Source organism: Paraburkholderia sp. (assembly GCF_035656215.1).
Lineage (GTDB): Bacteria > Pseudomonadota > Gammaproteobacteria > Burkholderiales > Burkholderiaceae > Paraburkholderia.
In genome coordinates, this window is sequence record NZ_DASRSY010000368.1 from 1 (window position 1) to 23,401 (window position 23,401).

Here is a 23,401-nt window from a genome sequence, read left to right on the forward strand (position 1 = left end):
CGGCAACCTGAGCGCCAAACGCGACTGGGGCTTCGCGCTGGAATACGTGGAAGGTATGTGGCGCATGCTGCAAGCCGATGAACCCGACACCTTCGTGCTCGCCACCGGCCGCACCGAGACGGTACGCGACTTCGTGCGCATGGCGTTTGCCGCGGCGGGCTACCAGATCGAATGGTCGGGCAAGGACGAGCGCGAGACAGGTATCGACGTCGCCACCGGCAAGACGCTGGTGCGCGTGAACCCGAAGTTCTACCGCCCGGCGGAAGTGGACCTGCTGATCGGTTGCGCGGACAAGGCACACGAGAAGCTCGGCTGGAAGCCGGAAACCACGCTCGAACAGCTGTGCCACATGATGGTTCATGCGGACCTTGGTCGTAATGAGCATCACGAGACGTTCTGAGCAATCTTTTATGCCGCGCCACGGCGTTCAGGTTCTCAATAGTGGGAAAAGCCTTGCGTCCGTGGCCAGTCACTCATCAGAGATTTTTTCGTGCCGAGCTCGCCTGGAAGTGCTCGGCACGAGTCGCAAGCTAAAAAACGACAATCGGTCGGGAAATTTAGCTGAATTACGACAAATATCCCTTTCGTGCTTGCCAACTTAGCGCGTTAGCGACAAATCGGTTTGCCAAAGCATCGCCACGAACTTAGCTAAAAAACGACAAAATTGATATAATCTAAGCTCGATAGCGACAGTCAGGCACCGGCATGCCCCTTCCTTTAGCGGAAAAACGACTTCCAGACGAAATCCTGTTTGCGACCGGCGATCCGAAGTCTGACCGAAGCCTTCAGCGGCGCGCAAAAGAAGGCCATCTGAAACGCGTCGCTGCCGGTGTGTACGTCCAGCCGGGCACCGATGACGAAATCGCCGGCAGAATCCAGCGAAACTGGCAAAAGATCGCCTCACATGCGGTGCCCGGCGCCGTTGTCTCCCATCGCAGCGCGTTTGCAGGTGGCATTACGCCGTCCGATGAAGTCGTGCTATCACATCCAACACGATTCAACCGACGCATTCACTATCCGGGCCTTACCCTGGTGCTGCTGAAAGGCCCTGGTCCACAACCTCGCGATCTGCGTCTTGGCTCGCTCGACCTCTACTGGGCTTCGCAAGAACGCGCGCTTCTCGAAAATCTGGGTCGAGCTTCAGCGGCGACCCGGGCCGCACGCGATGACATCGAAGAACGCCTGATTACCTGCCTTAACGCGAGCAAAGAGGCGGGACTCAACCAGATTCGCGACCGAGCTCGCGAACTCGTCGAACCGCTCGGCGCGCAAACCAGTTACGACGTACTCAATGGTTTGATTGGTGCGCTGCTGAGCACGCATTCAAAGGGCGTACTCAAAACAAAGGCCGGGTTGGCCATCGCCCAAGGCACTCCAATCGACATGGAGCGCATGAGTCTTTTCGACTCGCTCGCCACGGCGTTACGTACCGCGGTACTGCCAGATATTGCCGACATAGCCGATCAGGGCAACAACCGTACTCATTTCGCCTTCCTTGAATCGTATTTTTCCAACTACGTCGAGGGCACCCGGTTCTCTGTGGAAGAAGCCGAAGGAATCGTGCTGCGCAACCAGATTGTCGCGCAACGCCCGAAGGATTCGCATGACATCCTCGGCGTGTTCAATCTCGCGTATCGAAGCGAAACCCGGGCGATGGTGCCACCCGCTGGGGAAGATTTTGTCGATGTGCTTCAGGAACGCCATCGGATCATGCTCGAACGCAGACCGGAGGTCGACCCTGGTAACCTCAAACTCGAGGCAAACTATGCGGGCACGACCCAATTTGTTCAGCCATCCCACGTTCGCGGAACCCTTGCAGAAGGATCGCGCCTCGCGCTATCAATTCCTGAAGGTATGGCGAGGGCGATCTACTACCTCTTCCTCGTCGCCGAGGTCCATCCTTTCGCGGACGGCAATGGACGTTTGTCCAGACTGGTCATGAACGCGGAGTTGTCCCGTGGCGAACACTGTCGCATCATCATCCCAACGCTTTTCCATCCGCAGTTCGTGGATTGTCTGCGAGCCCTTACGCAAAGTGGACGCCCGGAGCCCCTCGTCACCGCCCTCTCCCGAATGGCCAGCTGGTCCGCCGGATTCGACTACGCCAACGTTGCAAGTCTCATATCCAGCATGAGAAACGCTCGCGCATTCGAAGAATCCCCTGCCGAGTTCCGGCTGCTCAACGCTGACGGCAGCCGGGCCACCTGAACGCGGTCCGGCGTGCCCACTCACTCAGTGCACTCCACCCGCCGCAATCGCCTCGCTATACACCGACGCCACGCGCTTCGCGATCACCGAATTGTCGAAGTTCTCACGTGCATAGCGGCGGCAAGCTTCCGAATCCGGTAGTTTCAGCGAACCGTTCAACGCGCCTGCCAGCCCTTCCGCAATCGCCTTTGCGCCCGTCTCCGCCAGCACCAGATTCGGCGACAAACCTGCCACCGCTTCCGGCAAACCACCCACCGGCGTCACCAGCACCGGTGTGCCCGAAGCCAGCGATTCAACGGTAATCAGCCCGAAGCCTTCGAGCGCTACCGTCGGCACCACGCTGATATTTGCCGCGCGGTACAACGCAGCCAGATGCTGATCGGGCACGAAGCCCAGCAGTTTCACGTTGTCATCGAGGTTCGCCTCGGTGATCCGCGCCTGTAACTCGCCTTCGAGTCGTCCTTTGCCCGCGATCAGCAGCAGCACATCGGGCTCGGTGCGTTTGAGCAGCTTCACCGCGTCGATCAGATCCTCGAGGCCCATGCGGCGCACCAGACGCCGCACCGCCAGCACGATCGGCCGGTCTTGCGGTAATTGCAGTTTCAGGCGCGCCTCGGCCGGCGTGATCGGCAGATTGAATTGCTCGACGTCCACGCAGCCCGGCACCACACGCACGCGGTCGGGCGCGATGCGATAGCGCGACGTCAGGATTTTGCCGAACGCCTCGGACAACACGATCAGCCGCGAAGAACGCGCATACACCGATTGCTCCAGATAGCGCTTGGCACGCTGGCCGAGCGAATCGGCGCCTTCCACGTGGCTCTCGTCGGCCCATGGTCCCTGAAAATGCGACACCTGCGGAATGCCGCGCGTCACGTCGAGACCCGGAAACGTGTACAGCGCGAAGTGCGACGAAATCACGTCGGGACGCGAGGTGCTGATCTCCTGGCGCAGTGCGCGGCGTGCCGCCATCAGCCGCAGCGGCAGCGATTGCGCGGCGGAGCCGAAGCCGTTGATCGCGCCACCTGTGTCTGCCGCAACTTTCGATGAGCCGGCCACCACGCCGCGCACCGCGACGCCCGCGCCCGGCAGTGCGCCGACCAGCGAGTAATACATGCGGTCGAGGCCGCCCGCGCGCTCGGGAAACCAGTGCATCCCGATCTGCAGCGATTTGATTGAACTCGTCGTCATGATTGTTGCCCCTGTGCGTTCTGAGAGTTGTAGTGGATTGCGGGATGTTTCGGCCAGTCGGTTCGCCAACGGGTCCACCTGTGGGTCCACCTGCGGGTCCGCGTCCTGGTCCGCGGTCCGGTCCCGCTGTTGTTCCCAATCAGCGCGCGCATTCATTCCGCGCCCTTCTGCCCGGCCAGCGTGTTCAGCGTCAGCGCGTCGGTCTTGGCGACCACCGCGGCTTCCGATTCGCTGCGCCGGCGGTCTTTCTGCTGTCCCGCCAGCTGCCGATAAAGCGCGATGTATTGCGCGGCCATGCGTGCCCAGCCGAAGCCGGTCGCGAGTGCGTTGGCGGCGACGCCCATCGCGCGGCGCGCGTCGTCGTTGTCAGCGAGGCGCGCGACGGCGCCGGCCAAGGCCTTGGGATCGTCCGGGTCGTCGAGCACGATGCCGCATTCCGGCGTGATGATTTCGGCGCCGCCCGCCGTGCGCGCCGTGACCACCGGCAGGCCAGCGGCCATCGCTTCGAGCAATGACAGGCTCATCGCCTCGTAGCGCGACGGAAACACGAACGCGTCGACCGAATGCATCAGTACCGGCATTTCCTTGACCAGGCCGAGAAAATGCACGCGATGCGCAATGCCGAGTGCCTTGGCTTCTTCCGGATACGGACTGCCCGGCAGAAACCCGGCCACCGCGATCTGCACGTGTTCGGGCAGATGCTTGAGCGCCTTCAACACCGTGCCGAGGTTCTTGCGCGGCGTGCGCAGGTCGCCCACGAACAGCAGCAAAAATGCGTCCGCAGGCAGGCCGAATTTCGCGCGGTCGCCCGTTGCGGCCGCGAAACCTTGCGTATCGACGCCGTTGTAAATCACGTCGACGCGGTTATGAGGCGTCAACCCGATCGCACGAATTTCATCGGCGACCTTTTGCGACACCGCCGTGATCACCTTCGAGCGCCGGTAAGCCCAGCGTTCGAGCAGCGCATTACAACGCGTATAAACCGACTGATATGCGGACCACACGCCCTTCGTCAGCCCGAACGGGTAGTACTTGCTGCCGAACCAGCCGCTATGCACGAAGTGCGAGGTGTTGACGTCGGCGGGTATCCACGTGATGAAACCGTTCACGTGCAGCACGTCGTATTCGCGGCGATGCGCGCGCAGCCACATCGCGCTCTTGAAGGCGAACACCTGCTGGCGCAGCAGATTGGTGGGCCACCATTTGCCGATTTTGATGGGCGTCCAGCGAACGTTCGGATGGGCCAGAAGATCAGGCGCGACATGCGACGCGACCAGCGTCACGCCGATGTTCTCGTCGAGCGCGGCGCGCGCAATCTCGTGGTTGACGCGCCCCTGGCCGTCGTTATGGCGCACGACGTGCGTAACAATGGCAACTCTCAATCAGTGCCTCCGTGGAGAAATAGCGTGCGTCTGCGGTTCATCTTTTCGTAGTGCACCGCGGAAAGGATCGAAAAAACACTCATGAAAAGCAGCAGACCGCCGGTGCCGACCAGCGAATTGGTGAACACCAGCATCGCGAAGGTCGCGAGACTGAGACTCAGGCAGGCGGAAACGAATTTATCGTTGCGCAGCTTGAACGACGCGAGCGCCGCGCGCACCACCAGCCACACGATGCCGGACATGTAGAGCAACGTGCCGGGCCAGCCAAGCACGAACGGAATGTTCATCACGCCGCTGTCGAAGTTGCCGTACTGCCCGAGTTGGCCGCCGTCGTTCGAGAGCTTGGTCGAGGTGCCGGTCGCGCCCATGCCTTCGCCGGAGACGTCGGTAAAGGCAGTCTTCGCGAAGGTCGCGTAGAACTCGTTACGCGCGGCGTAGCTCTGGTCGTCGCTCAGATTGACGAGCGTGTTCAGACGCGCCTGCATCCGCTCGGCGACCGGGCCGACCGTGAGCAGCGGCACGCATAGACCGGCAAGCAGCACCGCGCTTGCCACGATCCGCACACGCACCTTGTTGTTCGATTTGACCAGTTGGATCAGCAGTGCGATGACCCAGCCGCCCCACGTCGAACGCACGAGGCTCAGGGCGAACGCAAAGAAGCCCAGCGCCGCTGCGACCCAGCGCACACGGTGCGTTGCCGCCATCACGTAGACCATCGCGCCCATCATCGCAAACGCGAACGGTCCCGATGAGTTCATCGTGCTGAAGACGCGCACGCCCATCGGCACGGGATCGCCCTGCGAATTCATCTGCGAGCCGAGCATCCAGAGTGCGTCCCACGGCGGCATGATGAAGAACTGGATCAGGCCGTAGCCGCCCATCACCAGCATGCCCCAGATGAAGGTATTGACGATGGTGTCGCGATACTTCGGGTACTGGCGCGTGTGCGCCATGATGTGAAAGCCGATCAGGATCGGATAGAGCCAGTTCGCGAGGTCATAGGTCGCGGCGAGCGGCCCGCTCGACATCACGCCGATCATGAACGCGTAGGCGAGCCCCATCAGAATCAGCAGCACCGGCAGGCCGCGCCGCTGCGAAAGCACCTTGTAGTAGCGGAGCAGGGACAACCCGCTGATCATCGTCACCGCGAGCGGCGCGATCTGGATCAAGCTGGTCGGCGTGAACGAGCCTTTGGACCAGTCGGCGAGACGCCGCACTTCCGGGCTCAGAAACCACAGCCACCACATGAAACCGATGTAGCGTGCCGGGCTTCTGAAGTAGAGCCAGAGGCCCGTCAGGATCGCGAGCACCGGGAATCCGAGCGTGAGCACCGTGCCCTGATGCGCGCCGATCAGCAGCGCCGTGATCAGCCATAGCAAGGCTTCCGGCAGCCACTCCTTGCGAGCACCGGGCAGGATCCGCCCCGCGTTGTCGCCATCGGCTCGCGTAATCGTCGACATCGTTTAAAGGCCTCCGCGTGATTCGCGCGCAGGACGTCGACCCGGCCCCTGGCTGCCCGCACGGACCCGCGCCGGCTGGTTCACCGTGGCAGAGGCCGGCGCGGCACGCGGCGTGGTCGCCTCAGCCTCGGCCGCGCCTGCCGTCACGCGTCCACGCGCCGCGGCGCGCACTCGCAGCATCTCCTGGGTAATCCTCACGTGCTGCATCGCATAGTTCTGCGTGGTCAGATCGCGCGACAGCAACCCGGCGGCGGCCGCTTGCGCCTGGTGCAACGCATCCGCGGGCGAGGCCGCAAGCTGATCCACCGCTTCGCGCAATGCCTGCGGGTTGAACGGCGGGATATAAGCCGCCTCGCCCGCCGGAAAATAATCCTGCAACGCACCGACGTTGGTGACCACCATCGGCTTGCCGAGCGCCGCCGCTTCGAGCATCACGGTGATGCCCGAGGCGTGCGAATTCGGCCGCAACGGTACGACGATCACGTCGGCCCAGTCGTAGAGTTCGTGCTGCTTTTTGATGCCCGAGAACAACGCGATCTCGACGTTCTGCGCGCGCAGCGAAGCGGGAATGCGACGGCGCGTCGCGAGTTTGACCGTGTAACGCGCATCGTTGCCGAAGGCTTTGATCAGGGTCTCCCAGTCACGGTCGCGATCGTTGCCAATTGCAGCGATGCGGATCGGCGTATGCGGCTTCCACTCGGTCGGGGCCTTCACGGGGAAGTCCTGCGTGTTCAGGCCGTAATAGAGGTGCTTCGCATCGCGATCGAAATAGCGTTGGCACAGCTCGGCGTTTTCGCTGGCAAGCGTGGTCAGCTGATCGGCGCGCTTCATCAGCTTGCGATACAGCCAGCTGCGCAAAATCCCATAGGAAGGCCATTTATCGAGCAGCCACACGCTTTGCGCGAGCAGCAAGGGCCCGTCATCCGCCCCAGCCTTGCGGCCGCTCAGCAGCAGCATGAGCGCAGCGGAGAGCCATTCCTGTTCGGTATGCGTCCAGATCACGTCCGAGCGCAGCATCTCGGCGCGGTTACGCCACGAATGGATGAAGTCGAACCCGAGCGCCGCCTTCAGCGCGCGGCGCAGCAGACGCACCGGCTTGCTCTCGCGGGCGTCCTCCGAATAGGTCAGCGCGAACGCCTCGGACTCCGCGTGGTGATAGCCGTACAGACAGCCGATGTCGTCGCCGGGCCGGTAAAAGCGCGGGTCCGCGCCGTAAAACAGATGAACGTGAACTTTCGTACTCATGCAGACACTCCGCTCTGCCGGTGGAAAGGAGCATCGGCGTGCGCGCGCGGGCGCAAGTGCCGATGCACGAACGTGCAGGACGATTGGGTCATGCGGTCCGGGACAGCGCGCGGCGCGCTTCATGCGCGCCGGTGCGCACCGCGCGCCAGCGTGACAGCCTCAGACTCGCCTGTTTCGACACCAGCGCGAGCGCGGCGTGGGTGAGACCCGGATAGACGCGCGTGCCGACCAGCGTCCACCACCACCACGCGGTTTCGCGGCGCAGCGGCGGCAACTGATCGCGCAGGATCAGGTGAAAATTGAAGGCGGCATTGCGCAACGCCGCCAAGGTTTGCGCGTCGCGCCGGTCGTCGTCGAAACGTTCGGCCGGAAAATGGTCGACGGCTACGCGTGGGTCGTACATCAGCTTCCAGCCGGCCATCTTCACGCTCAGGCTGAAGGCCATGTCGTTGTGAACCTGGGCACCCGCGCCGCGCAGGCGTTGATCGAAGCGGATCGTGCGCACGGCCTCGCGACGGTAGCTCATGTTGGCGCCCTTCAGGATATCGACTTCGCGTGCGCCGCCGACCCCAAGGTGATGATTGCCGATGATCTTGCCGTGCGCCGTGACCTTGCCGACCAGCGGCCGCTCGCCATCCAGCACTCGGCCTTTTTCATGCACCCAGTCGCGGCCGCCCAGCGCACCCAGGCGCACGTCGCTTTCGAACGCGGCAGCAATACGTTCCACCCAGTCGACGTGCGGCGCGGCGTCGTCGTCCGTGATCGCGATGACGTCTCCGTTGGCCGCATCCAGTCCGCAATTCAGCGCCGCGACCTGGCCTGGCACGTCGACCAGCGCGACGGACAGCGGCAACGTGCCCGGCACAGCGGGATCGCGCAGGCAGGCGTGGGTCGCTTCGTCGTCGGCGCGCGCGACCACCACCACTTCGTCCGGCGCGCGAGATTGCCGTTGTAGCGCCGCAAGGCAGCGCGCCAGGTCGGCCGGGCGGCGGTATGTCGGAACCAGTACCGTCACTTTCATCGTGATGTCCTTGTTTATCGTGTTTGCGCTGGGATCAGAACAATGGGCTCAGTCTCGTGGCTCAGGTGCTCAGACTCAGGTGCTCAGACTCAGGTGCTCAAATATTCCTGGACCGCCGCATAGCTGCGGTCGTAGCCGCCGCGCGCGCGCGCCGGCATACCGTTGAAGATGCCGCCTTGCACGTGCACGCCGGCCGCGCGCAGGCGCTTCAATGCGTCGGCGATCTCGCCTTCGTTGTGCACGCCCGAGCGCATCACGAAGAAGGTCGCACCGGCATACGCCCCGATGATCGACGCATCGGTCACGGCCAGCACCGGCGGCGTATCGATCAGGATCACGTCGTAGCGCTTGGCGAGGCCGTCCAGGTATTGCGGCAGGCGCGGCGACATCAGCAGTTCCGACGGATTCGGCGGACGGCGGCCGCACGAGATGAAGCTCAGGCCTTCGACGTTCGAGGCGCGGATCGCTTCTTCGAGCGAAATCTGCCCGCTCAGCAATTCCGACAGGCCGGTCTCCTGCGCCCCGCCCACATAACGTTCGAGCGCGCCGCGGCGCATATCGCCGTCGATCATCAGCACGCGTTTGCCCGAGTTCGCGAGCAGCACTGCCAGATTGACCGTCAGGAAGCTCTTGCCGACGCCGGCCATAGGCCCGGTCAGCATGACGATGCGGTTCTTCGCGTCCATCATCGTGAACTGCATCGAGGTGCGCAGGCTGCGCAGACTTTCGATCGTGACGTCCTTCGGCCGCGCATTCGCCAGCACCGAACGCAGGCGTTCGCCGCCGCGCTCGAAGCCGCTTTCGAGCAAGGCCTGTTCGGCGCTCAAGGGCACGAGACCGTACACCGGCAGATGGAACGCGCGCTCGATATGGTCGGGGTCGTCGATACCCTTGAACATATTGCGGCGCAGGAACACGAAACCGGTGCCGCAAATCAGGCCCAGAATCACCGCCGCCGACAGGATCAGCATCTTCTTCGGCTTGACCGGCTTACCCGGGCGCATCGCCTGGTCGACGATATGCACATTGCCGCCGGTACCGGCCTTCTGTACGGACAACTCCTGCACGCGGTTGAGCAGCAGCACGTAGATGTCTTCCGCGACCTTCGCGTCGCGTTGCAGCTGCACGGCCTTTACTTCCGTCGCCGGCAGATCGCGGAAGCGGTCCGCATATTTGGCGCGTTGCGCCTCCAGTTCGGCCATCTGCTGGCGTGCGGCCACGAGCATCGGATGATCGTCGCCATAGCGTTCGGTCAACTGCGCCATCTGCAGACGCAAACCGGCGATCTGCTGCTCGTACTGCACGCTGCCTTCCAGGTAGACCTTGGCTTCATCGCTCGCGTTGATCGAGCCGGATTGGCGCTGGTACGCGGTCAACGCGGCTTCCGCGCGTTCGAGATCGGACTTCAGGCGCGGCTCTTCACTCTTCAGGAAGTCGAGCATCTTGCTCGCGTCGACCTGTTTGTTCGAAATGTGCTGACGCACGTACGACTGCGCGAGCGCATTGGCCACCAGAGCGGCGTGCTCAGGGCTCTTGTCCTCGAGCGAGATCTGGATCACGCCGGTCTGCTTGCCCTGCTCCTGCACGGTGATCGCCGACTGGAACGCGGTGATTGCATCGAGATCGTTAAAACGCGTCACGGTGAACTCTTCACCCGGACGGGCCACCAGCTTGCTGACGAGGATCGTCACGCCGCCGCCCTGCTCCTGCTGACCGACCTGGCCGCGCAACAGCAGCGAGCCGTTCTCTGCGTAGAGTTCGTAGTGCTGGACGTCGAACACCTTCATCGTCAGCTTCTGGCCTTCCAGCGCGGGCACCACGTCGATCGAATCGACCTCGGCGTATTCACCGCCCCATGCATATGAAGACAGACCCAGCCACGGCCGCGCCGGTTGACCCGGCGTTGCCATGCGCGCGGCAATGCTGCCGAGCAGCGGAATCGTCTTCGGCACGACGCTGAAGTTCAGCTTCAGTTGTTGAACCACCGGGGCGACTACGCCGCGGCTCTTGATGATTTCGATTTCGGCGTCGGTCGGCAGCGAAGTCGAGCCGGTGGTGATCGCTGCGCCGGTCTGCGTCTGCGTGAGCGCCTGCGAGGTGTTGTCGGACTGCTCGACCCGCACGTGCGCATCGGCCGAATAGATCGGCTTGGCGAGGAAACAGTACGCAGCGGCCAGTGCGACGATCGCGGCGGCGATCGCGATCAGCCACCAGATGTCGTCGAGGATCACCTGGACCAGTTGCCCGAGGACGACGTCCTCTTCTTCGGTCTTGATCGGACCGGCCATGTGTGGAGTGATTTGATTGCTCACAATTCGCTTCCCGTATCGGTTGCGTCAGCGTTGACAGTTGCTGTTGCTTTTGCTTTTTGCTTCGGCGTTTGCTTCGGTCCCGCGCCCTGAGAGAGCGGCGCGGGCCTGTCGACGGCTCAGACGTTTAACGCGTCAGCTGCTTCAGGTAGAACAGCGTCTGTACACTCGGCAGGACTTGCTGCAACACACGGTTGAACGTGGTCGAAGCGGCGGTGCCTACATACACGACGTCCATCGGTTGCAACTGGAACTGGGACGACAGCATGATCGCGTCCGGCTGCGTCATATCGAGGCGGTACACGTCCGGCGTGGTCGGATGTTCGCGCATGCCGCGCATCACGAAGATCTGGCGTGGATTGGCGTCCGTGTCGAGAATGCCGCCGGCCTGGGTGAGCGCGTCGGCGATCGTCAGGCGGCCCTTGAGCATCGGCAACTGGATCGGCGTCTTCACTTCGCCCATCACGAAGATGCGGCTGTCGGTGTGATCCGGCACGTTGATCACGTCGCCGCTTTGCAGCATGACGTTCTGCGTGGTGTCGCCCTGATCGAGCATGCGGTTGGCGTCGAGCACGTACAGCTTGTTGTTGCGCGTAAGGCGCACACGCTGGATATCCGCGTCGGTGTTCGTGCCGCCCGAGCGGGTGATCGCGTCGACCAGCGTGAGCGGCACGTCGCTGATGGCGAGCGGGCCAGGCGTCTTCACTTCACCGGTCACCTGCACTTTCTGGCCGCGATACGACAGCACACGCACGTCGACCTGCGGATTGCGGATGTAGCGCACGAGGCCGGCGCTCAACTGATCGCGCAGCTCGCCGACCGTCTTGCCTGCGGCCTTGATGCGGCCGACGAACGGGAAAAAGATCGTGCCGTCGGCGGCAACGGTCTGGCCGTAAGGGTCGGCCTGGCCCGGCAGCGCGGCGGTATACGGCTGTTGCAAGGCGCCGCCGATCGACTGCGTGGTGTTGCCGCCCGCAGACAGCGTGCTGCCCTGCGGGGTGGTCAATTCAGGGTGGTCCCACACGGTGATGCCGAGAATATCCTGCGGCGAGAGCCGGTACACATACTGCGACGGGTCGCTAAAGCGCGAAGTCGGCAGCGCCTGCTGCGCGGCAGCAGCGGTTTGCGCCTGCGCTTGCGCCGCAACCAGCGGGCCGTCGATCATATGGACCGGATAGGTTTCGTTCGCTTGTTGTTGACTTTGATGCTGCCCGTCGTCTTTCAGACGGGATGTGTCCAGGTAATTGCCAGGTGCGGTAGCGCAGGCCGACAGAAAAGACGTCAGCAAAAGCGTGGCGGCGAATTTTGACTTAAAGCCCGTCGACTTAAAGCCCGTCGACTTAAAGCCCGTCGATGTAAAGCCCGTCGAGTTGAAGTTCGCGAATGTGTGTGCAGTGAGTTTTTTCATCAGCATATTTTCTTCAGCCATCCCATGACCAGGTGTTCGATGAGCACGAGACTCTCCCTATAGTCGGCTTCCACGTGGCCGTGCGGATCGACGACGTCGGAGTCGCCTTCCCACTTGCCGAGCGGATAAACCTTGCCGCGCGAGGCAGGATCAAGCGCTTCCACCGCGCTCACCTGCGCGCGCTCGCTGACGAGCACCAGGTCGGCGGAACGCACGAGCTGGCGGTCGAGGCGCCGCGAATAATGGATACCGGAGGCGACGCCCTGCTCGGCGAGCAGGCGGCGCATCACCGGGTCCATACCGTGGCCATCCACGGCACGGATACCCGCCGAATGAAACGCGATCGGCGCTGAAGACGACCGCGACGGCGCGCGCTGCCGGGCCTTGAACAGCATCTCGGCTGCGGGCGAACGGCACACGTTGGCGTGGCAGACGATCAGAACGTTGGCGAACATAGCGGGCTCCTTAACGATGCGTGGCGACGCGGCGGCTTACTGGCCAACCTCGACCGCGTCGGCCGAACGCGCCGCCCCGGTCGCTATCGGCAGGCCGTTCGCGCCGACTTTCGCCGGCGCATTGCGTAACGCGGCTTGACGGCCGATCGCGTGATACTCGATACCGAGTTCGAGCAGCGCGTCCGGTTCGTACAGATTGCGGCCGTCGAAAATCAGCGGCGTGTTGAGGCTCTCCTTGAGCGAACCGAAATCCGGACTCTTGAAGACCTTCCATTCGGTCAGGATCACGAGTGCATCTGCGCCCTCGGCCGCTTCCATCTCCTCGTTCACGAAGGACAGGCGTGCGTGCTGTTGCGGCACGTCCTTCAGATCGAGCGCGAACACGCGCTTCGATTCGTCGATCGCGACCGGGTCATAGGCTTTCACGCGCGCGCCGCGGCGCAGCAGTTCGGCGATCAGCGGGCGGCTCGGCGCTTCGCGCATGTCGTCCGTGTTCGGTTTAAATGCAAGGCCCCACACGCCGAAGGTGCGATCCGACAGGTCTTCGCCCAGACGGTCCACGATCTTGTGCGCGAGGATCTTTTTCTGCGTGTCGTTGACGGCTTCCACCGCCTCGAGAATGCGCAGATTGGCCTTGTGGTCGGCTGCCGTGCGAATCAGCGCCTGCACGTCTTTCGGGAAGCACGACCCGCCATAGCCGCAACCGGCATACAGGAAGTCGTAACCGATACGCGGATCGGAACCGATGCCGCGGCGCACCGCTTCGATATCCGCGCCGACGCGGTCGGCCAGGTTCGCGAGCTCGTTCATGTACGAGATGCGCGTGGCGAGCATCGCGTTGGCCGCGTACTTGGTGAATTCGGCCGAACGCACGTCCATGTGCAGCGTGCGTTCGCGATTGCGGTTGAACGGCGCATAGAGGCGCTTCATCAGTTCGCGCGCTTTTTCGCCCGGCACGTCTTCATCGCAGCCGAGCACGATGCGATCGGGCCGTGTGAAGTCTTCCACGGCCGCACCTTCTTTCAGGAACTCAGGATTCGACACGACGGAGAACATGTGGCCTGCGTTGCGCGCGGCCAGTTCCTCGGCGATCACGTCGCGCACGCGCGACGCCGTGCCGACCGGCACCGTCGATTTGTCGACGATCACCTTGAAGCCCGTCATATGGCGGCCGATGTTGCGCGCCGCGGCGAGCACGTATTGCAGATCGGCGGAACCATCTTCGTCGGACGGGGTGCCCACTGCGATGAACTGGATGTCGCCGTGCGCGACCGCGGCCGGGATGTCGGTCGAGAATTTCAGGCGGCCTGCTTTGCGATTGCGCGCAATGATCTCCTGCAGACCCGGCTCATGGATCGGCACGCCGCCGTTGTTGAGCACGTCGATCTTGCGCTGATCGACGTCGAGACAGAACACGTCGTGGCCGATGTCAGCCAGACAAGCGCCCGTCACAAGGCCTACGTAGCCACTACCGATGATCGTCAGGTTCATGTATTACACCTCGGAAAATGGAGTTGATTCACTAAATAAAGTCACGCGTTGCGCTGTGTGGCCGGCGCTCGCAAGGAAACGCCGGGCCGCCCCAGGTTTTCCGCTCCGCAGGAAGTCCTCCTGGGGGATCGCCCCCTCGGGCGGCTGGCGCGAAGTGACAGGTGGGGCCCCTCAGTAGGCATTGCTGCCCGCAAAGCCTTTCCACAGCGTCAGCACGACGATCTTGATGTCGAGCCAGAAGGTCCAGTGCTGCATGTAGTACAGATCGAGCTTGACGCGGCCCATCATCTTTTCGATGCGATCGGTTTCGCCGCGATAGCCGTTGATCTGTGCCCACCCGGTGATGCCAGGCTTGATCCGGTAGCGGTGCATGTAGCCCTTCACCAGATCCTTGTAGATGTCGTCGTGTTCGAGCGCGTGGGGACGCGGGCCGACCACGGACATCTCGCCGCGCAGCACGTTGATGAATTGCGGCAATTCATCGAGACTGGTACGCCGCAGGAACGCGCCAACCGCAGTGATGCGCGGATCGCGCCGCGTCGCCTGGGTGATCTTGCCGGCCTCTTCCTTGTGCATCTTCATCGAGCGAAACTTGTAGATCTCGAACTGGTTGCCGTCGATGCCTTTGCGCTTCTGGCGGAAGAACACCGGGCCTGGTGAGCTCACCTTCACCATCACCGCGATCACCAGCATCACCGGCGACAGCGCGGTCAATGCCGCCAGCGCGAACAGACGATCGAAGACACGCTTGGGTAGCACGCGCAGATCGGTAATCGGCGAGGCCGCGAGGTTGATCGCCGGCACGCCGAGCAGATCCACCATCGGCTGATTGAAAAGCGTGAGGCTGCGCACGTCCGGAATGAAGCGGATGTTCACGAAGTCGTTGCGCAGATCCATCACGAAGCGGTGAATCGCCTTCTCCTTCGAAATCGGCAGCGCGAGCCACAACTCGCGAATTGCGCGCTGACGCACCAGCTGAAGCATCCTCGCGTAATCGCGCTCGACCGGCACGCCTTCGATCGAGTCGCTCGCGTCCGGGTCTTCATAAGGATTGATCGTGCCTTCCTCGTCGAACACCACGACGGGGCTAAAGCCCGCTTCCGGGCGGGTACGCATCTGTTCGATCAGGAAGCGCCCATACGGCGCGCCACCCACGATCGCCACCGCACGCTGATTGAAGCCTTCGCGACGCAGGCCGCGCAGGATCGAATAGACGATCACCTTGGTGACGATCAGCAGCACGATCGTGGCAACCGCCCAGTAGAAGAGCCACAGACGCGACAGGCTGTCCGAACGGTGCAGGCTGAAGCTGATCAGGATGCCGGTGACCTCGACCATCACCCAACCGCCCGCGACGCGGCACAACAGGTCGTAGAGCGGCTTGCCGCGCCACGACTGATAGATACCCAGCGCAGGAAAGAACACCACCACCAACAGGCAATCGAACGCGAGCGACACGCTTTGGACATCGTCCAGCCACACCAATTTCCCGCTGTGCACGGCCGTCGCGATGGCGGCGCCGAGCGCGACCATGGCGATGTCGATGATTCTCGATAGAACGCTCAGCATGCGCTGCCCCTCAGTTCGTCAGTCAAGTGCCGTCCATTGGTTGGTTGAATTCCCGTCACACCCATCAAACCGCCGGGAGCACAACGCCGGTATTCGCGCCTGCCAGATAAATGCGCGACGCGAATCTGATTGAACCGGTGCTAATTGCCCTGCCGCTTTCCGAACTGAAAAATTGCCCAATCGGCCAATTCGGAAAATGCGTGTCTGGATGAGTGAATACCCTTGTACAGGTATAGATAAAGCTATATTAAAATTCGCGCCGCAAGACAGCAAAATATCTCAAAATGTATCGGTCAAAGTTTCGGCATTTTTTCTGAATTTTGTGCGGCAATTGTTACCGAATTCAGCGCTTGAAAGACCTTTTTGTGCCTTTCTGGCGGCCGCGGGAAGTCAATCTGTCCGCTCTCCTACGAAGCTTACGCCTCGCCTCTCGTCCCCATTCTGCGTCAATTCGTCAGATAAAAAAATTACCCGCGATTTTTTTCGCGTAATTTTTATTTTTTAAAAATTGGGCGGACATTTTTCCTTCACGAAACGGATAATTTTATTAGGCGTTTTATATAGTTTCTATTTAACACGCTTTTATTGATTCCTTACTTCGTGATAAAACTCGACGCATTCACCCAGCCTCGAGGAGTCCATCATGACAGCTCCGGTTACGGCCACGCCCGCCGACACCCGGTCCACGCAAGCTATGCCACTTAACGTCAAACTCAAAGTTCATCCCGTGATTCTGGCGGGCGGCTCCGGTACACGGTTGTGGCCGATGTCGCGCGAGCAGCACCCGAAACAGCTGATTGGTCTGCTCGGCGACGACTCGCTGTTGCAATCGACCACTCGCCGACTCGACGGGCTGGAAGCCGACCACCCGCTCGCCGAGCAACTTGTCGTGGTGGCCAACGAAGAACAGCGCTTCACGACTGCCGAGCAATTGCGCACGAGCGGCAAGCCGACCCGGCTGATTCTCGAGCCCGCCGGACGCGACACGGCGCCGGCACTGACGGTGGCCGCCCTTTCGATCGCCGCGCAGGACGAAGACGGCATCATGGTCGTGATGCCCGCCGACCATGCGGTGACCGACATCGACGGTTTTCATGCGGCAGTGGCCGCCGGCGTGCAGCATGCGGCCGCCGGCCATATCGTGACGATGGGCATTGTGCCGACGCGCGCGGAAACGGGCTACGGTTATATCCGTATCGGCGCGGCGCTTGGTACGCCTAATGATATGAATGAAGCAGCCGGCGACGCAGCCGGCAAGATCGGCGCGCACAAGCTCGATCGCTTCGTCGAAAAACCGCATCTGGAACTGGCGCGACGCTATATCGAATCGCAGGAATACTGGTGGAATAGCGGCATTTTCATCATGCGCGCATCGACCTGGCTGAAGGCGATCCGCCACTTCCAGCCGGCGATTTACGAAGCCTGCGACGCAGCGTTCGCAGGTGGCAAAGCGGACGGCGATTTCTTCCGTCTGCAACGCGACGCCTTTAGCGCCTCGCCGTCGAATTCGATCGATTACGCGGTGATGGAGCAACTGGGCAGCGATCAGGCCGCCGCATCCGGCGTGGTCGTGCCGCTGCAAGCGGGCTGGTCGGACGTGGGTTCCTGGGACGCAATCTGGGACATCTCGGAGAAAGACGCCGATCAGAACGTGGGCCGCGGGCGCGTGATGTTTGAAGGGGCGAGCTCGACCTTCGCGCATTCGGAAGGACGCCTGATCGCCTGCGTCGGCACGCAGGATCTCGTGGTGGTCGAAACGGCCGATGCGATTCTGGTCGCGGATAAATCGCGCGTGCAGGACGTCAAGAAAATCGTCGGACGGATTCGAAACGATGGCGGGCTGGAAGCAGCCAACCATCGCAAGGTGCATCGCCCGTGGGGCAACTACGATTCCGTCGACACCGGCGAGCGCTTCCAGGTGAAACGCATTGTCGTGAAACCGGGTGCGCGGCTCTCCTTGCAAATGCACCATCACCGCGCGGAACATTGGATCGTCGTGCGCGGCACCGCGCTCGTCACGCGGGGTGAAGAGCGCTTCATCGTCTCCGAAAACGAATCGGCTTATATTCCGCTTGGCGTCACCCACCGTCTCGAGAATCCAGGCAAAATGCCGCTCGAAATGATCGAGGTGCAGTCTGGCTCGTATCTCGGCGAGGACGATATCGTGCGCTTCGACGACACGTATGGGCGCAAATGAAGCAAGCGCCTGATGCATCCTGACGAAAACGAGCCAATGAGGAACGCCGGTGAACGATGCCGGCGCACAACCTTGAATCAGCGCCAAAGCAACGCCCTGGCAACGTCAATCGACATTCAACGCCAGTCAGGTAACACCAATGATTCACAACGGATGAAGCGGGAACCTGCGGCGGTTGCTCCTACCGGCCGCGGGGTGCTGCTGTTTTCGTCGCTGTTTTCGCTGCTGTTCTAGTCCTGCGCTTACAGCGCTCATCCCGCATGGGAGATGAGTTCTGGGTACGACGGAAAACGATCTGATGCACTGCTTTCGGCTGCGGGTGCTACCGGTTCACCCGGGTAACGACGCAGCGGTCCACGGAACGCATTGAGCGGACCGTGCAAAGGACCGCCGTGATTCGCCGTGACCGGCTCGGGCACATGGCGCATGGCCGGCAACGGACGTGCCACTGCCGCCGCTGCGTTGATTGCAGGTGCAGCCTCGGCAGCCGCCTGCGTGCGGCATTCACGGTCAATCCACTGGCGTGCCCATTCGAGCGCGTAGTGCTCCGCTGCGTCGGCCTGCGCAAAACGTGGACCGACGAGGCCGGAACGCTCGACGCGCTTGCCGTCCTTCATGATCTCCGCCCATGCGCGATACATGTCGTTCGGCACCTGCTCTGCCACAACGTAGATCACATAGCCATGCTGGTCGGCGACCTGGGTGCCGCGTGGCGCGAGGCTCATCGACAGCGGACTGCGCTGATCGTCAAGCTGTTGCGCGCGGCGTGCCGATGCAATGGCCGAATCCAGACCGTGCATTGCCGCGCCCACCGCCCGCGCTTCGTCCATGGTTTGCAGATCGACACGCGTAGCAGGCCGTGCTGCAAGTGACGACGCCGCCGACGGCGAGCGCGACACCGGTGGCACATTCGTCAGCCCGGACAACTGGCGTGTGATATCGGCGATCGGATCGGCCGAACGCCAACTGCTCAGGCTGCTCGACATGCCGGGCGCCTGCCACGACTCAGGGCTCTTCCACGACACGCCACGCAGACTTTCGTCGCGCACGCTGGGGGTTTCTGCAACGGGTGCTGCCGGTTTGGCCGCTACGGGCGGCGCCGGTTGCGGGACGTACGCGAAGGTGCGCCCGGTTTGCGACAACAGCCGAACCATCTCGAGGAGGGTGCCGTTTAATTGCCATTCTTCAAAACGGCGCCGGCATGTGGGACCGGACGGATAGCGGCCTGGCAGCTTCGACCAGGGTTCGCCAGTTGTCAGAATCCACAGGACGGCATTCGCCACGATACGCGGTTCGGCGCGGGGCCGTCCGCGTCGGTTCAGACGGACGGCCGGCTCATCAGAGACAAGCGCTGCCAGCAGCGCCCATTCGTCATTGCTTAGCTCATCGAAAAACATTGGGTTTTCTCCACGCAGCCTGGCCTGGCCGCGGCTTTGGACAGCCACGGATTCAACTTTCACGATCCGTGTGCAGCCCGCGGTTGCACAAATATGTTTTGTACGTTTTGTTGGTGGGTCAATATCGCACTGGGTTAGTGCGGTTTGTCCCTATTGCGAAGCACAAAACGTGGTCTCACTCGTGCATGGGAGAATTTGTGCACGAAGCATACCACCACCAGGGTTTGCGTGAATATCGTTGAGACAAGTGTTACGGATGGAAACAAACTTGTCCTTTTTGCTGCGTCGTTTCGCACATTGCCGTAACAGAACTATAGGCGGTTCTTGCGGCGAAAGCCTCTATTGCATAGCACAATGATGTCGCACTGCGGCGAATGGCCTTTATGAAATCGGCGTTTGATTCACAATGCATTTCGATGCATTGTGAACGTATTTTTCATATGACCACAGAGTGCCTGGACGATGCGGGTGAGCAACGCCCGAGGAGCGTCGAGGCGCACTTTGCCGAGGAAGCGAACGCAGCGCCTGGGTATGCTGTTCGCATTCCTCTCGACGGCGCGCGAGCGCTTCTGATCGCCTTGCTTCTAGCGCACAGGGTTCGCCGCGCCCTCACCCACCACGGTCATCCATTGGCGTACGCGCCAGCGCGCCACGAGCCCCGCGAGCACATACGGATCGGCCCTGGCAAAGGCTTCGGCGGCTGCGGGAGAGTCATCTTCGAAGAGCAGCACGGCGGTATCCGTGGGCTCGGCCAACGCCCCGGCCAGTTGCAATTCACCACGTTCCGCTGCCGCCCAGGCGAGTTTCAGATGGTCTTCGCGATACGCGCCACGCCGCTCGAGGTAGTCCGACACGAGGTCATACATCAACAGATAGTGCATGGCGAGCCTCCTTTGGCTTGCTTGACAGAGTCGACGGTCGGCACATCGGCACAGGGAATCGAGTCAAGATTACTCATATGATCGTCAACGGGATTTTCTGCCGATTTCCTTTTCATTTGCATCTGCAGCAATACGGATCGAATGTTTAATATCCGATCACCCCCATCGAATGACCACGAACCAATTCGTTTGCATGCGCCTTGCCAATTAATCCGGATTGCATAACATATTTTGGCACTGCTGCGATTCTGCCGTTTTATTCGCAGGAGCACCCGCTATCCCCGGCCCGTAGGGGAAAACCAGCGTGAGCGCCTGTCAACCGGAACGCTCTTTTATCCGTTCTGGCAGACAGCATTTGCCATAATGGACATGCCGAGGGGTCCTGGACGCCATTGACGCCCGCGTGCATGAACGACCAAAAACGTTTTCACCACCGATGGAGTGTCACATGAAAATCCAATCCGCTATCGCCACGCTGGTGCTGGGTGCTGTCCTCGTTTCGCCGGTGTTCGCGCAGAACAGCCAGCAAACGAAAATGGCCGACTGTAACAAGCAGGCCGCCGACAAGAAAGGCGATGACCGTAAGGCCTTCATGAAGACCTGCCTGTCCGCCAAGCCGGCCGCCGCGGCACCGATGAGCCAGCAGGACAAGATGAAGGCGTGCAACACGCAAGCCACCGGCAAGAAAGGCGACGACCGCAAGGCCTTCATGAAGACCTGCCTGTCGTCCGCGCCGGCTAACTAAACGCGAGGCAATCGGCGCGGCCCACACGCCGCGCGTTTAAACGCGTATTGCTCGAACAGGGCCGCGCCATTGTCCGGCGCGGCTGCTGTCTTTCTTCTGCTCTCCTCGTAATTCTCCCTTGCGGTTCATCTCCGGTCAGCCGCCCTCGCGCCGCACATCCCTTCGCAGTCCATCCGCGCGAACGCGCCGATTTTCTTCTATGATGGCTGCGGAGACGGCCCACCCCCATACACAACATTAGACGGGCCGCCATCTTGTCGTTGGTGCTGCAGAGCATCGATCGGAGGCAAGGATGGTTTCGAAGCATAAAAACCGCTGGTTAAGGCGGTGGCTGGTCGTCATCGTATTCTGGGCCGTGCCCGTGGCGATCGTTGCAGTCAGCGAGATCCGGGAGGAAATGGCGTATAACGCCGTCGACCTCGGCCGCGCGCTGACCACCTGGAATTTCACCGACGCACAACGCGCCGCCGGCGCGCCCGCGCGCTGCCATGGCAAGCCCGACGAGGCGCAAGCCGCCGGCTGCCCGGCCGATGTGCTGGCCGCCAATCTGCCGCGCCAGCAGGTCGCCCGCAATGAATACGGCGTGCGCCGCTCCACGCTCATGGCTTACCTCTGGCATGCGTTCGTCGGCTACTGGATCGTGCCGGCAGTCACGCTGTTCCTGATCGGGGTGTTGATCGGCATGATTCGCCGCGCGCTGCGGCGCCCGCCTGTCAAAAGTCCGGCGAACCATGGTTGACGTTGCGGTGCAGCGTCGAGGCAACACTTTTACATAGCCACCCTTGAGATTGGTCGCAAACCCCCGCCCCACAAGGCTTTTCACCCAGCGACGAAGTACGCCTTTTGCGCTTGCCTGTGATATAACTCAAGGGCAACCCGGCAATACATATGAGGTTGTGCCCAGGAACCATGATGGAGAAAAACGATGCAAAGACGAAACTTCATGTTGAAGACTACCGCTGCGCTCGCTTTCGGAGGCCTTACGCTCGCTGGTTGTACGACCAATGGCAGCAGCCACAACACGCCCTCCACGGATGCATCCAAACGCCAGTCGATCGACGCCAGCGTCGACGGCACCATGTCGCGACTGTTCACCACCGTGAAGGGTTCGCGCGAACTCGTCTCCAAGGCGCGCGGCGTACTGGTGTTCCCGTCGGTATTACAGGCGGGCTTCATCGTCGGCGGACAGTATGGTGAGGGTTCGTTGCGCGTAGGCGGCGGTACGGTGGGTTACTACAGCACGATTTCCGGCTCGTTCGGTCTGCAGGCAGGCGCGCAGTCGAAGGCCATCATCTTCCTGTTCATGACACAGGACGCGCTCGACAAATTCCGCAACGCCGACGGCTGGTCCGCGGGCGGCGACGCCTCCGTCGCGCTGGTGAAGATGGGCGCCAACGGTGCGATCGACACGACCACGGCAACGGCTCCGGTCGAAGTATTCGTGCTGACCAATGCCGGCCTGATGGCCGATATCTCGTTGCAGGGCACCAAGGTCTCGCGCCTGAAGATCTAGACGCGCAACCCATTTGCCGGTCCCGAGCACACCGGCAACAAAAAGAACGGCGATGCGCAGTGCACATCGCCGTTCTTTTTCAGACTGCTGCGCGGGGCCGCTATTCCCTCAGCTTCCCGACGTATCGATCACCTTGAAGCGTGAACGCTTCTGCGCGCGAATCACCGACTGATACGCATCCACATACTGCTGCGCCATTCGGTGCGACGTGAAGCGTTCTTCGAAGCGTTGCCGCACGCCCGCCCGCGGCATCTTGTGCAGGCGATTGACCGCCGCCACAGCCCCGATCTCATCTTCGACGATGTAGCCGGTCACGCCGTCTTCCAGCACTTCCGGCACCGAACCGCGGTTGAACGCGATCACCGGCGTGCCGCACGCCATCGCTTCGATCATCACCAGACCGAACGGCTCCGGCCAGTCGATCGGGAAAAGCAGCGCATGTGCGCCCGATAGAAACTCGGCCTTCTGGTTATCCGCGATCTCGCCGATGAACTCGACATGCGGCAGGTCCAGCAACGGCCGGATCTCGCGTTCGAAGTATTCGCGGTCAGCGGCATCCACTTTCGCGGCGATACGAATCTGCATTCCGCAGCGCCCGGCAATGCGGATCGCCGTGTCAACCCGCTTTTCCGGCGAGATACGGCCGAGAAACGCGAGGTACTTCTGCTCAACCGGCTGTGGCGTGTAGAGCTGCTCCGGCAGACCGTGATAGACGGTGGCAAGCCACTTGGCCTGCGGCAACGGATGACGCTGCGCGTTCGAAATCGAGATCACCGGCGCGGTGTTGAAGGTGTCGAACACCGGTTGTTGCTCGGGCAAGTCGAGACGCCCATGCATCGTCGTGACAAAGGGCGTCTCCTGGCGCTTGAAGACCGAAAACGAGTAATAGTCGAGGTGAAAATGCAGCACGTCGAAGTTTTCGGCCTGAC

Annotated in this window: 20 protein-coding genes; 7 read left to right on the forward strand and 13 right to left on the reverse strand. The window is 61.9% G+C overall.

Annotated features, from left to right (window positions below):
- On the forward strand, positions 1–400 hold a 400-nt coding region (locus tag VFE81_RS21435; protein WP_325046516.1), incomplete at its 5' end, for a GDP-mannose 4,6-dehydratase.
- 305 nt (positions 401–705) lie between these two features.
- On the forward strand, positions 706–2,208 hold the full coding sequence (locus tag VFE81_RS21440) for a Fic family protein (protein ID WP_325046517.1): 1,503 nt from the start codon (positions 706–708) through the stop codon (positions 2,206–2,208).
- A 24-nt stretch (positions 2,209–2,232) separates the two neighbouring features.
- On the opposite strand, the gene VFE81_RS21445 is transcribed toward VFE81_RS21440, so the two are convergent.
- The 10 genes from VFE81_RS21445 to VFE81_RS21490 form a co-directional block, all read right to left on the reverse strand.
- A complete protein-coding gene (locus tag VFE81_RS21445) occupies positions 2,233–3,399 on the reverse strand; it encodes a glycosyltransferase family 4 protein (RefSeq protein ID WP_325046518.1) in 1,167 nt (388 codons plus the stop codon).
- Between the two features lie 152 nt (positions 3,400–3,551).
- Entirely contained in the window at positions 3,552–4,781 is a 1,230-nt protein-coding gene (locus VFE81_RS21450) for a glycosyltransferase family 4 protein (RefSeq protein WP_325046519.1), read from the reverse strand.
- Entirely contained in the window at positions 4,778–6,241 is a 1,464-nt protein-coding gene (locus VFE81_RS21455; protein ID WP_325046520.1) for a glucose-6-phosphate isomerase, read from the reverse strand. Before VFE81_RS21455 ends, VFE81_RS21450 begins: the two co-directional genes overlap by 4 nt.
- 3 nt (positions 6,242–6,244) lie before the next feature.
- Positions 6,245–7,486, reverse strand: coding sequence for a glycosyltransferase family 4 protein (locus VFE81_RS21460; protein WP_325046521.1), 1,242 nt, complete (start codon positions 7,484–7,486; stop codon positions 6,245–6,247).
- Between the two features lie 88 nt (positions 7,487–7,574).
- A complete protein-coding gene (locus VFE81_RS21465; protein ID WP_325046522.1) occupies positions 7,575–8,507 on the reverse strand; it encodes a glycosyltransferase family 2 protein in 933 nt (310 codons plus the stop codon).
- An 89-nt stretch (positions 8,508–8,596) separates the two neighbouring features.
- Entirely contained in the window at positions 8,597–10,795 is a 2,199-nt protein-coding gene (locus VFE81_RS21470; RefSeq protein WP_325046534.1) for a polysaccharide biosynthesis tyrosine autokinase, read from the reverse strand.
- A gap of 148 nt (positions 10,796–10,943) precedes the next feature.
- The gene (locus VFE81_RS21475) at positions 10,944–12,224 is read right to left on the reverse strand and encodes a polysaccharide biosynthesis/export family protein (protein ID WP_325046523.1); all 1,281 of its coding nucleotides are present in this window, start codon (positions 12,222–12,224) and stop codon (positions 10,944–10,946) included.
- Positions 12,224–12,679, reverse strand: a complete 456-nt coding sequence (locus VFE81_RS21480; protein ID WP_325046524.1) for a low molecular weight phosphotyrosine protein phosphatase — start codon at positions 12,677–12,679, stop codon at positions 12,224–12,226. The genes VFE81_RS21475 and VFE81_RS21480 overlap by 1 nt, the downstream gene beginning before the upstream one ends.
- A gap of 36 nt (positions 12,680–12,715) precedes the next feature.
- Complete coding sequence (locus tag VFE81_RS21485; protein ID WP_325046525.1) at positions 12,716–14,170, reverse strand: UDP-glucose/GDP-mannose dehydrogenase family protein; 1,455 nt, start codon at positions 14,168–14,170, stop codon at positions 12,716–12,718.
- 171 nt (positions 14,171–14,341) lie between these two features.
- On the reverse strand, positions 14,342–15,739 hold the full coding sequence (locus VFE81_RS21490) for an undecaprenyl-phosphate glucose phosphotransferase (RefSeq protein ID WP_325046526.1): 1,398 nt from the start codon (positions 15,737–15,739) through the stop codon (positions 14,342–14,344).
- 643 nt (positions 15,740–16,382) lie between these two features.
- Here VFE81_RS21490 and VFE81_RS21495 point away from each other — a divergent pair.
- Both VFE81_RS21495 and VFE81_RS21500 read left to right on the forward strand, forming a co-directional pair.
- On the forward strand, positions 16,383–17,936 hold the full coding sequence (locus VFE81_RS21495) for a mannose-1-phosphate guanylyltransferase/mannose-6-phosphate isomerase (RefSeq protein WP_325046527.1): 1,554 nt from the start codon (positions 16,383–16,385) through the stop codon (positions 17,934–17,936).
- Positions 17,937–18,008: 72 nt separating this feature from the next.
- A complete protein-coding gene (locus tag VFE81_RS21500) occupies positions 18,009–18,170 on the forward strand; it encodes a hypothetical protein (protein ID WP_325046528.1) in 162 nt (53 codons plus the stop codon).
- A 17-nt stretch (positions 18,171–18,187) separates the two neighbouring features.
- On the opposite strand, the gene VFE81_RS21505 is transcribed toward VFE81_RS21500, so the two are convergent.
- Both VFE81_RS21505 and VFE81_RS21510 read right to left on the reverse strand, forming a co-directional pair.
- Entirely contained in the window at positions 18,188–19,333 is a 1,146-nt protein-coding gene (locus tag VFE81_RS21505) for a transposase (RefSeq protein WP_325046529.1), read from the reverse strand.
- Positions 19,334–19,917: 584 nt separating this feature from the next.
- Positions 19,918–20,214 (reverse strand): YciI-like protein, encoded by a 297-nt coding sequence (locus VFE81_RS21510; RefSeq protein WP_325046530.1) that lies wholly within the window; start codon positions 20,212–20,214, stop codon positions 19,918–19,920.
- A 448-nt stretch (positions 20,215–20,662) separates the two neighbouring features.
- Here VFE81_RS21510 and VFE81_RS21515 point away from each other — a divergent pair, with 448 nt between their 5' ends.
- From VFE81_RS21515 to VFE81_RS21525, 3 genes are all read left to right on the forward strand, one after another.
- Complete coding sequence (locus VFE81_RS21515) at positions 20,663–20,959, forward strand: PsiF family protein (protein ID WP_169487044.1); 297 nt, start codon at positions 20,663–20,665, stop codon at positions 20,957–20,959.
- 292 nt (positions 20,960–21,251) lie between these two features.
- Positions 21,252–21,698, forward strand: coding sequence for a hypothetical protein (locus VFE81_RS21520; protein WP_325046531.1), 447 nt, complete (start codon positions 21,252–21,254; stop codon positions 21,696–21,698).
- Between the two features lie 186 nt (positions 21,699–21,884).
- Entirely contained in the window at positions 21,885–22,472 is a 588-nt protein-coding gene (locus tag VFE81_RS21525; protein WP_325046532.1) for a BPSL1445 family SYLF domain-containing lipoprotein, read from the forward strand.
- Positions 22,473–22,580: 108 nt separating this feature from the next.
- Here VFE81_RS21525 and VFE81_RS21530 read toward each other — a convergent pair.
- Positions 22,581–23,401, reverse strand: an 821-nt coding sequence (locus tag VFE81_RS21530; RefSeq protein WP_325046533.1) for a glycosyltransferase family 4 protein, incomplete at its 5' end; no start/stop codon positions are given.

Excerpts from the sequence above, each read along its gene's own strand:
- VFE81_RS21460 (WP_325046521.1), bottom strand. The coding sequence starts at position 7,486 with ATGAGTACGAAAGTTCACGTTCATCTGTTTTACGGCGCGGACCCGCGC.
- VFE81_RS21485 (WP_325046525.1), bottom strand. The coding sequence starts at position 14,170 with ATGAACCTGACGATCATCGGTAGTGGCTACGTAGGCCTTGTGACGGGC.
- VFE81_RS21525 (WP_325046532.1), top strand. The coding sequence starts at position 21,885 with ATGCAAAGACGAAACTTCATGTTGAAGACTACCGCTGCGCTCGCTTTC.
- VFE81_RS21520 (WP_325046531.1), top strand. The coding sequence starts at position 21,252 with ATGGTTTCGAAGCATAAAAACCGCTGGTTAAGGCGGTGGCTGGTCGTC.
- VFE81_RS21470 (WP_325046534.1), bottom strand. The coding sequence starts at position 10,795 with ATGGCCGGTCCGATCAAGACCGAAGAAGAGGACGTCGTCCTCGGGCAA.
- VFE81_RS21515 (WP_169487044.1), top strand. The coding sequence starts at position 20,663 with ATGAAAATCCAATCCGCTATCGCCACGCTGGTGCTGGGTGCTGTCCTC.
- VFE81_RS21455 (WP_325046520.1), bottom strand. The coding sequence starts at position 6,241 with ATGTCGACGATTACGCGAGCCGATGGCGACAACGCGGGGCGGATCCTG.
- VFE81_RS21475 (WP_325046523.1), bottom strand. The coding sequence starts at position 12,224 with ATGAAAAAACTCACTGCACACACATTCGCGAACTTCAACTCGACGGGC.
- VFE81_RS21510 (WP_325046530.1), bottom strand. The coding sequence starts at position 20,214 with ATGCACTATCTGTTGATGTATGACCTCGTGTCGGACTACCTCGAGCGG.
- VFE81_RS21495 (WP_325046527.1), top strand. The coding sequence starts at position 16,383 with ATGACAGCTCCGGTTACGGCCACGCCCGCCGACACCCGGTCCACGCAA.
- VFE81_RS21465 (WP_325046522.1), bottom strand. The coding sequence starts at position 8,507 with ATGAAAGTGACGGTACTGGTTCCGACATACCGCCGCCCGGCCGACCTG.
- VFE81_RS21505 (WP_325046529.1), bottom strand. The coding sequence starts at position 19,333 with ATGTTTTTCGATGAGCTAAGCAATGACGAATGGGCGCTGCTGGCAGCG.
- VFE81_RS21480 (WP_325046524.1), bottom strand. The coding sequence starts at position 12,679 with ATGTTCGCCAACGTTCTGATCGTCTGCCACGCCAACGTGTGCCGTTCG.
- VFE81_RS21440 (WP_325046517.1), top strand. The coding sequence starts at position 706 with ATGCCCCTTCCTTTAGCGGAAAAACGACTTCCAGACGAAATCCTGTTT.
- VFE81_RS21490 (WP_325046526.1), bottom strand. The coding sequence starts at position 15,739 with ATGCTGAGCGTTCTATCGAGAATCATCGACATCGCCATGGTCGCGCTC.
- VFE81_RS21445 (WP_325046518.1), bottom strand. The coding sequence starts at position 3,399 with ATGACGACGAGTTCAATCAAATCGCTGCAGATCGGGATGCACTGGTTT.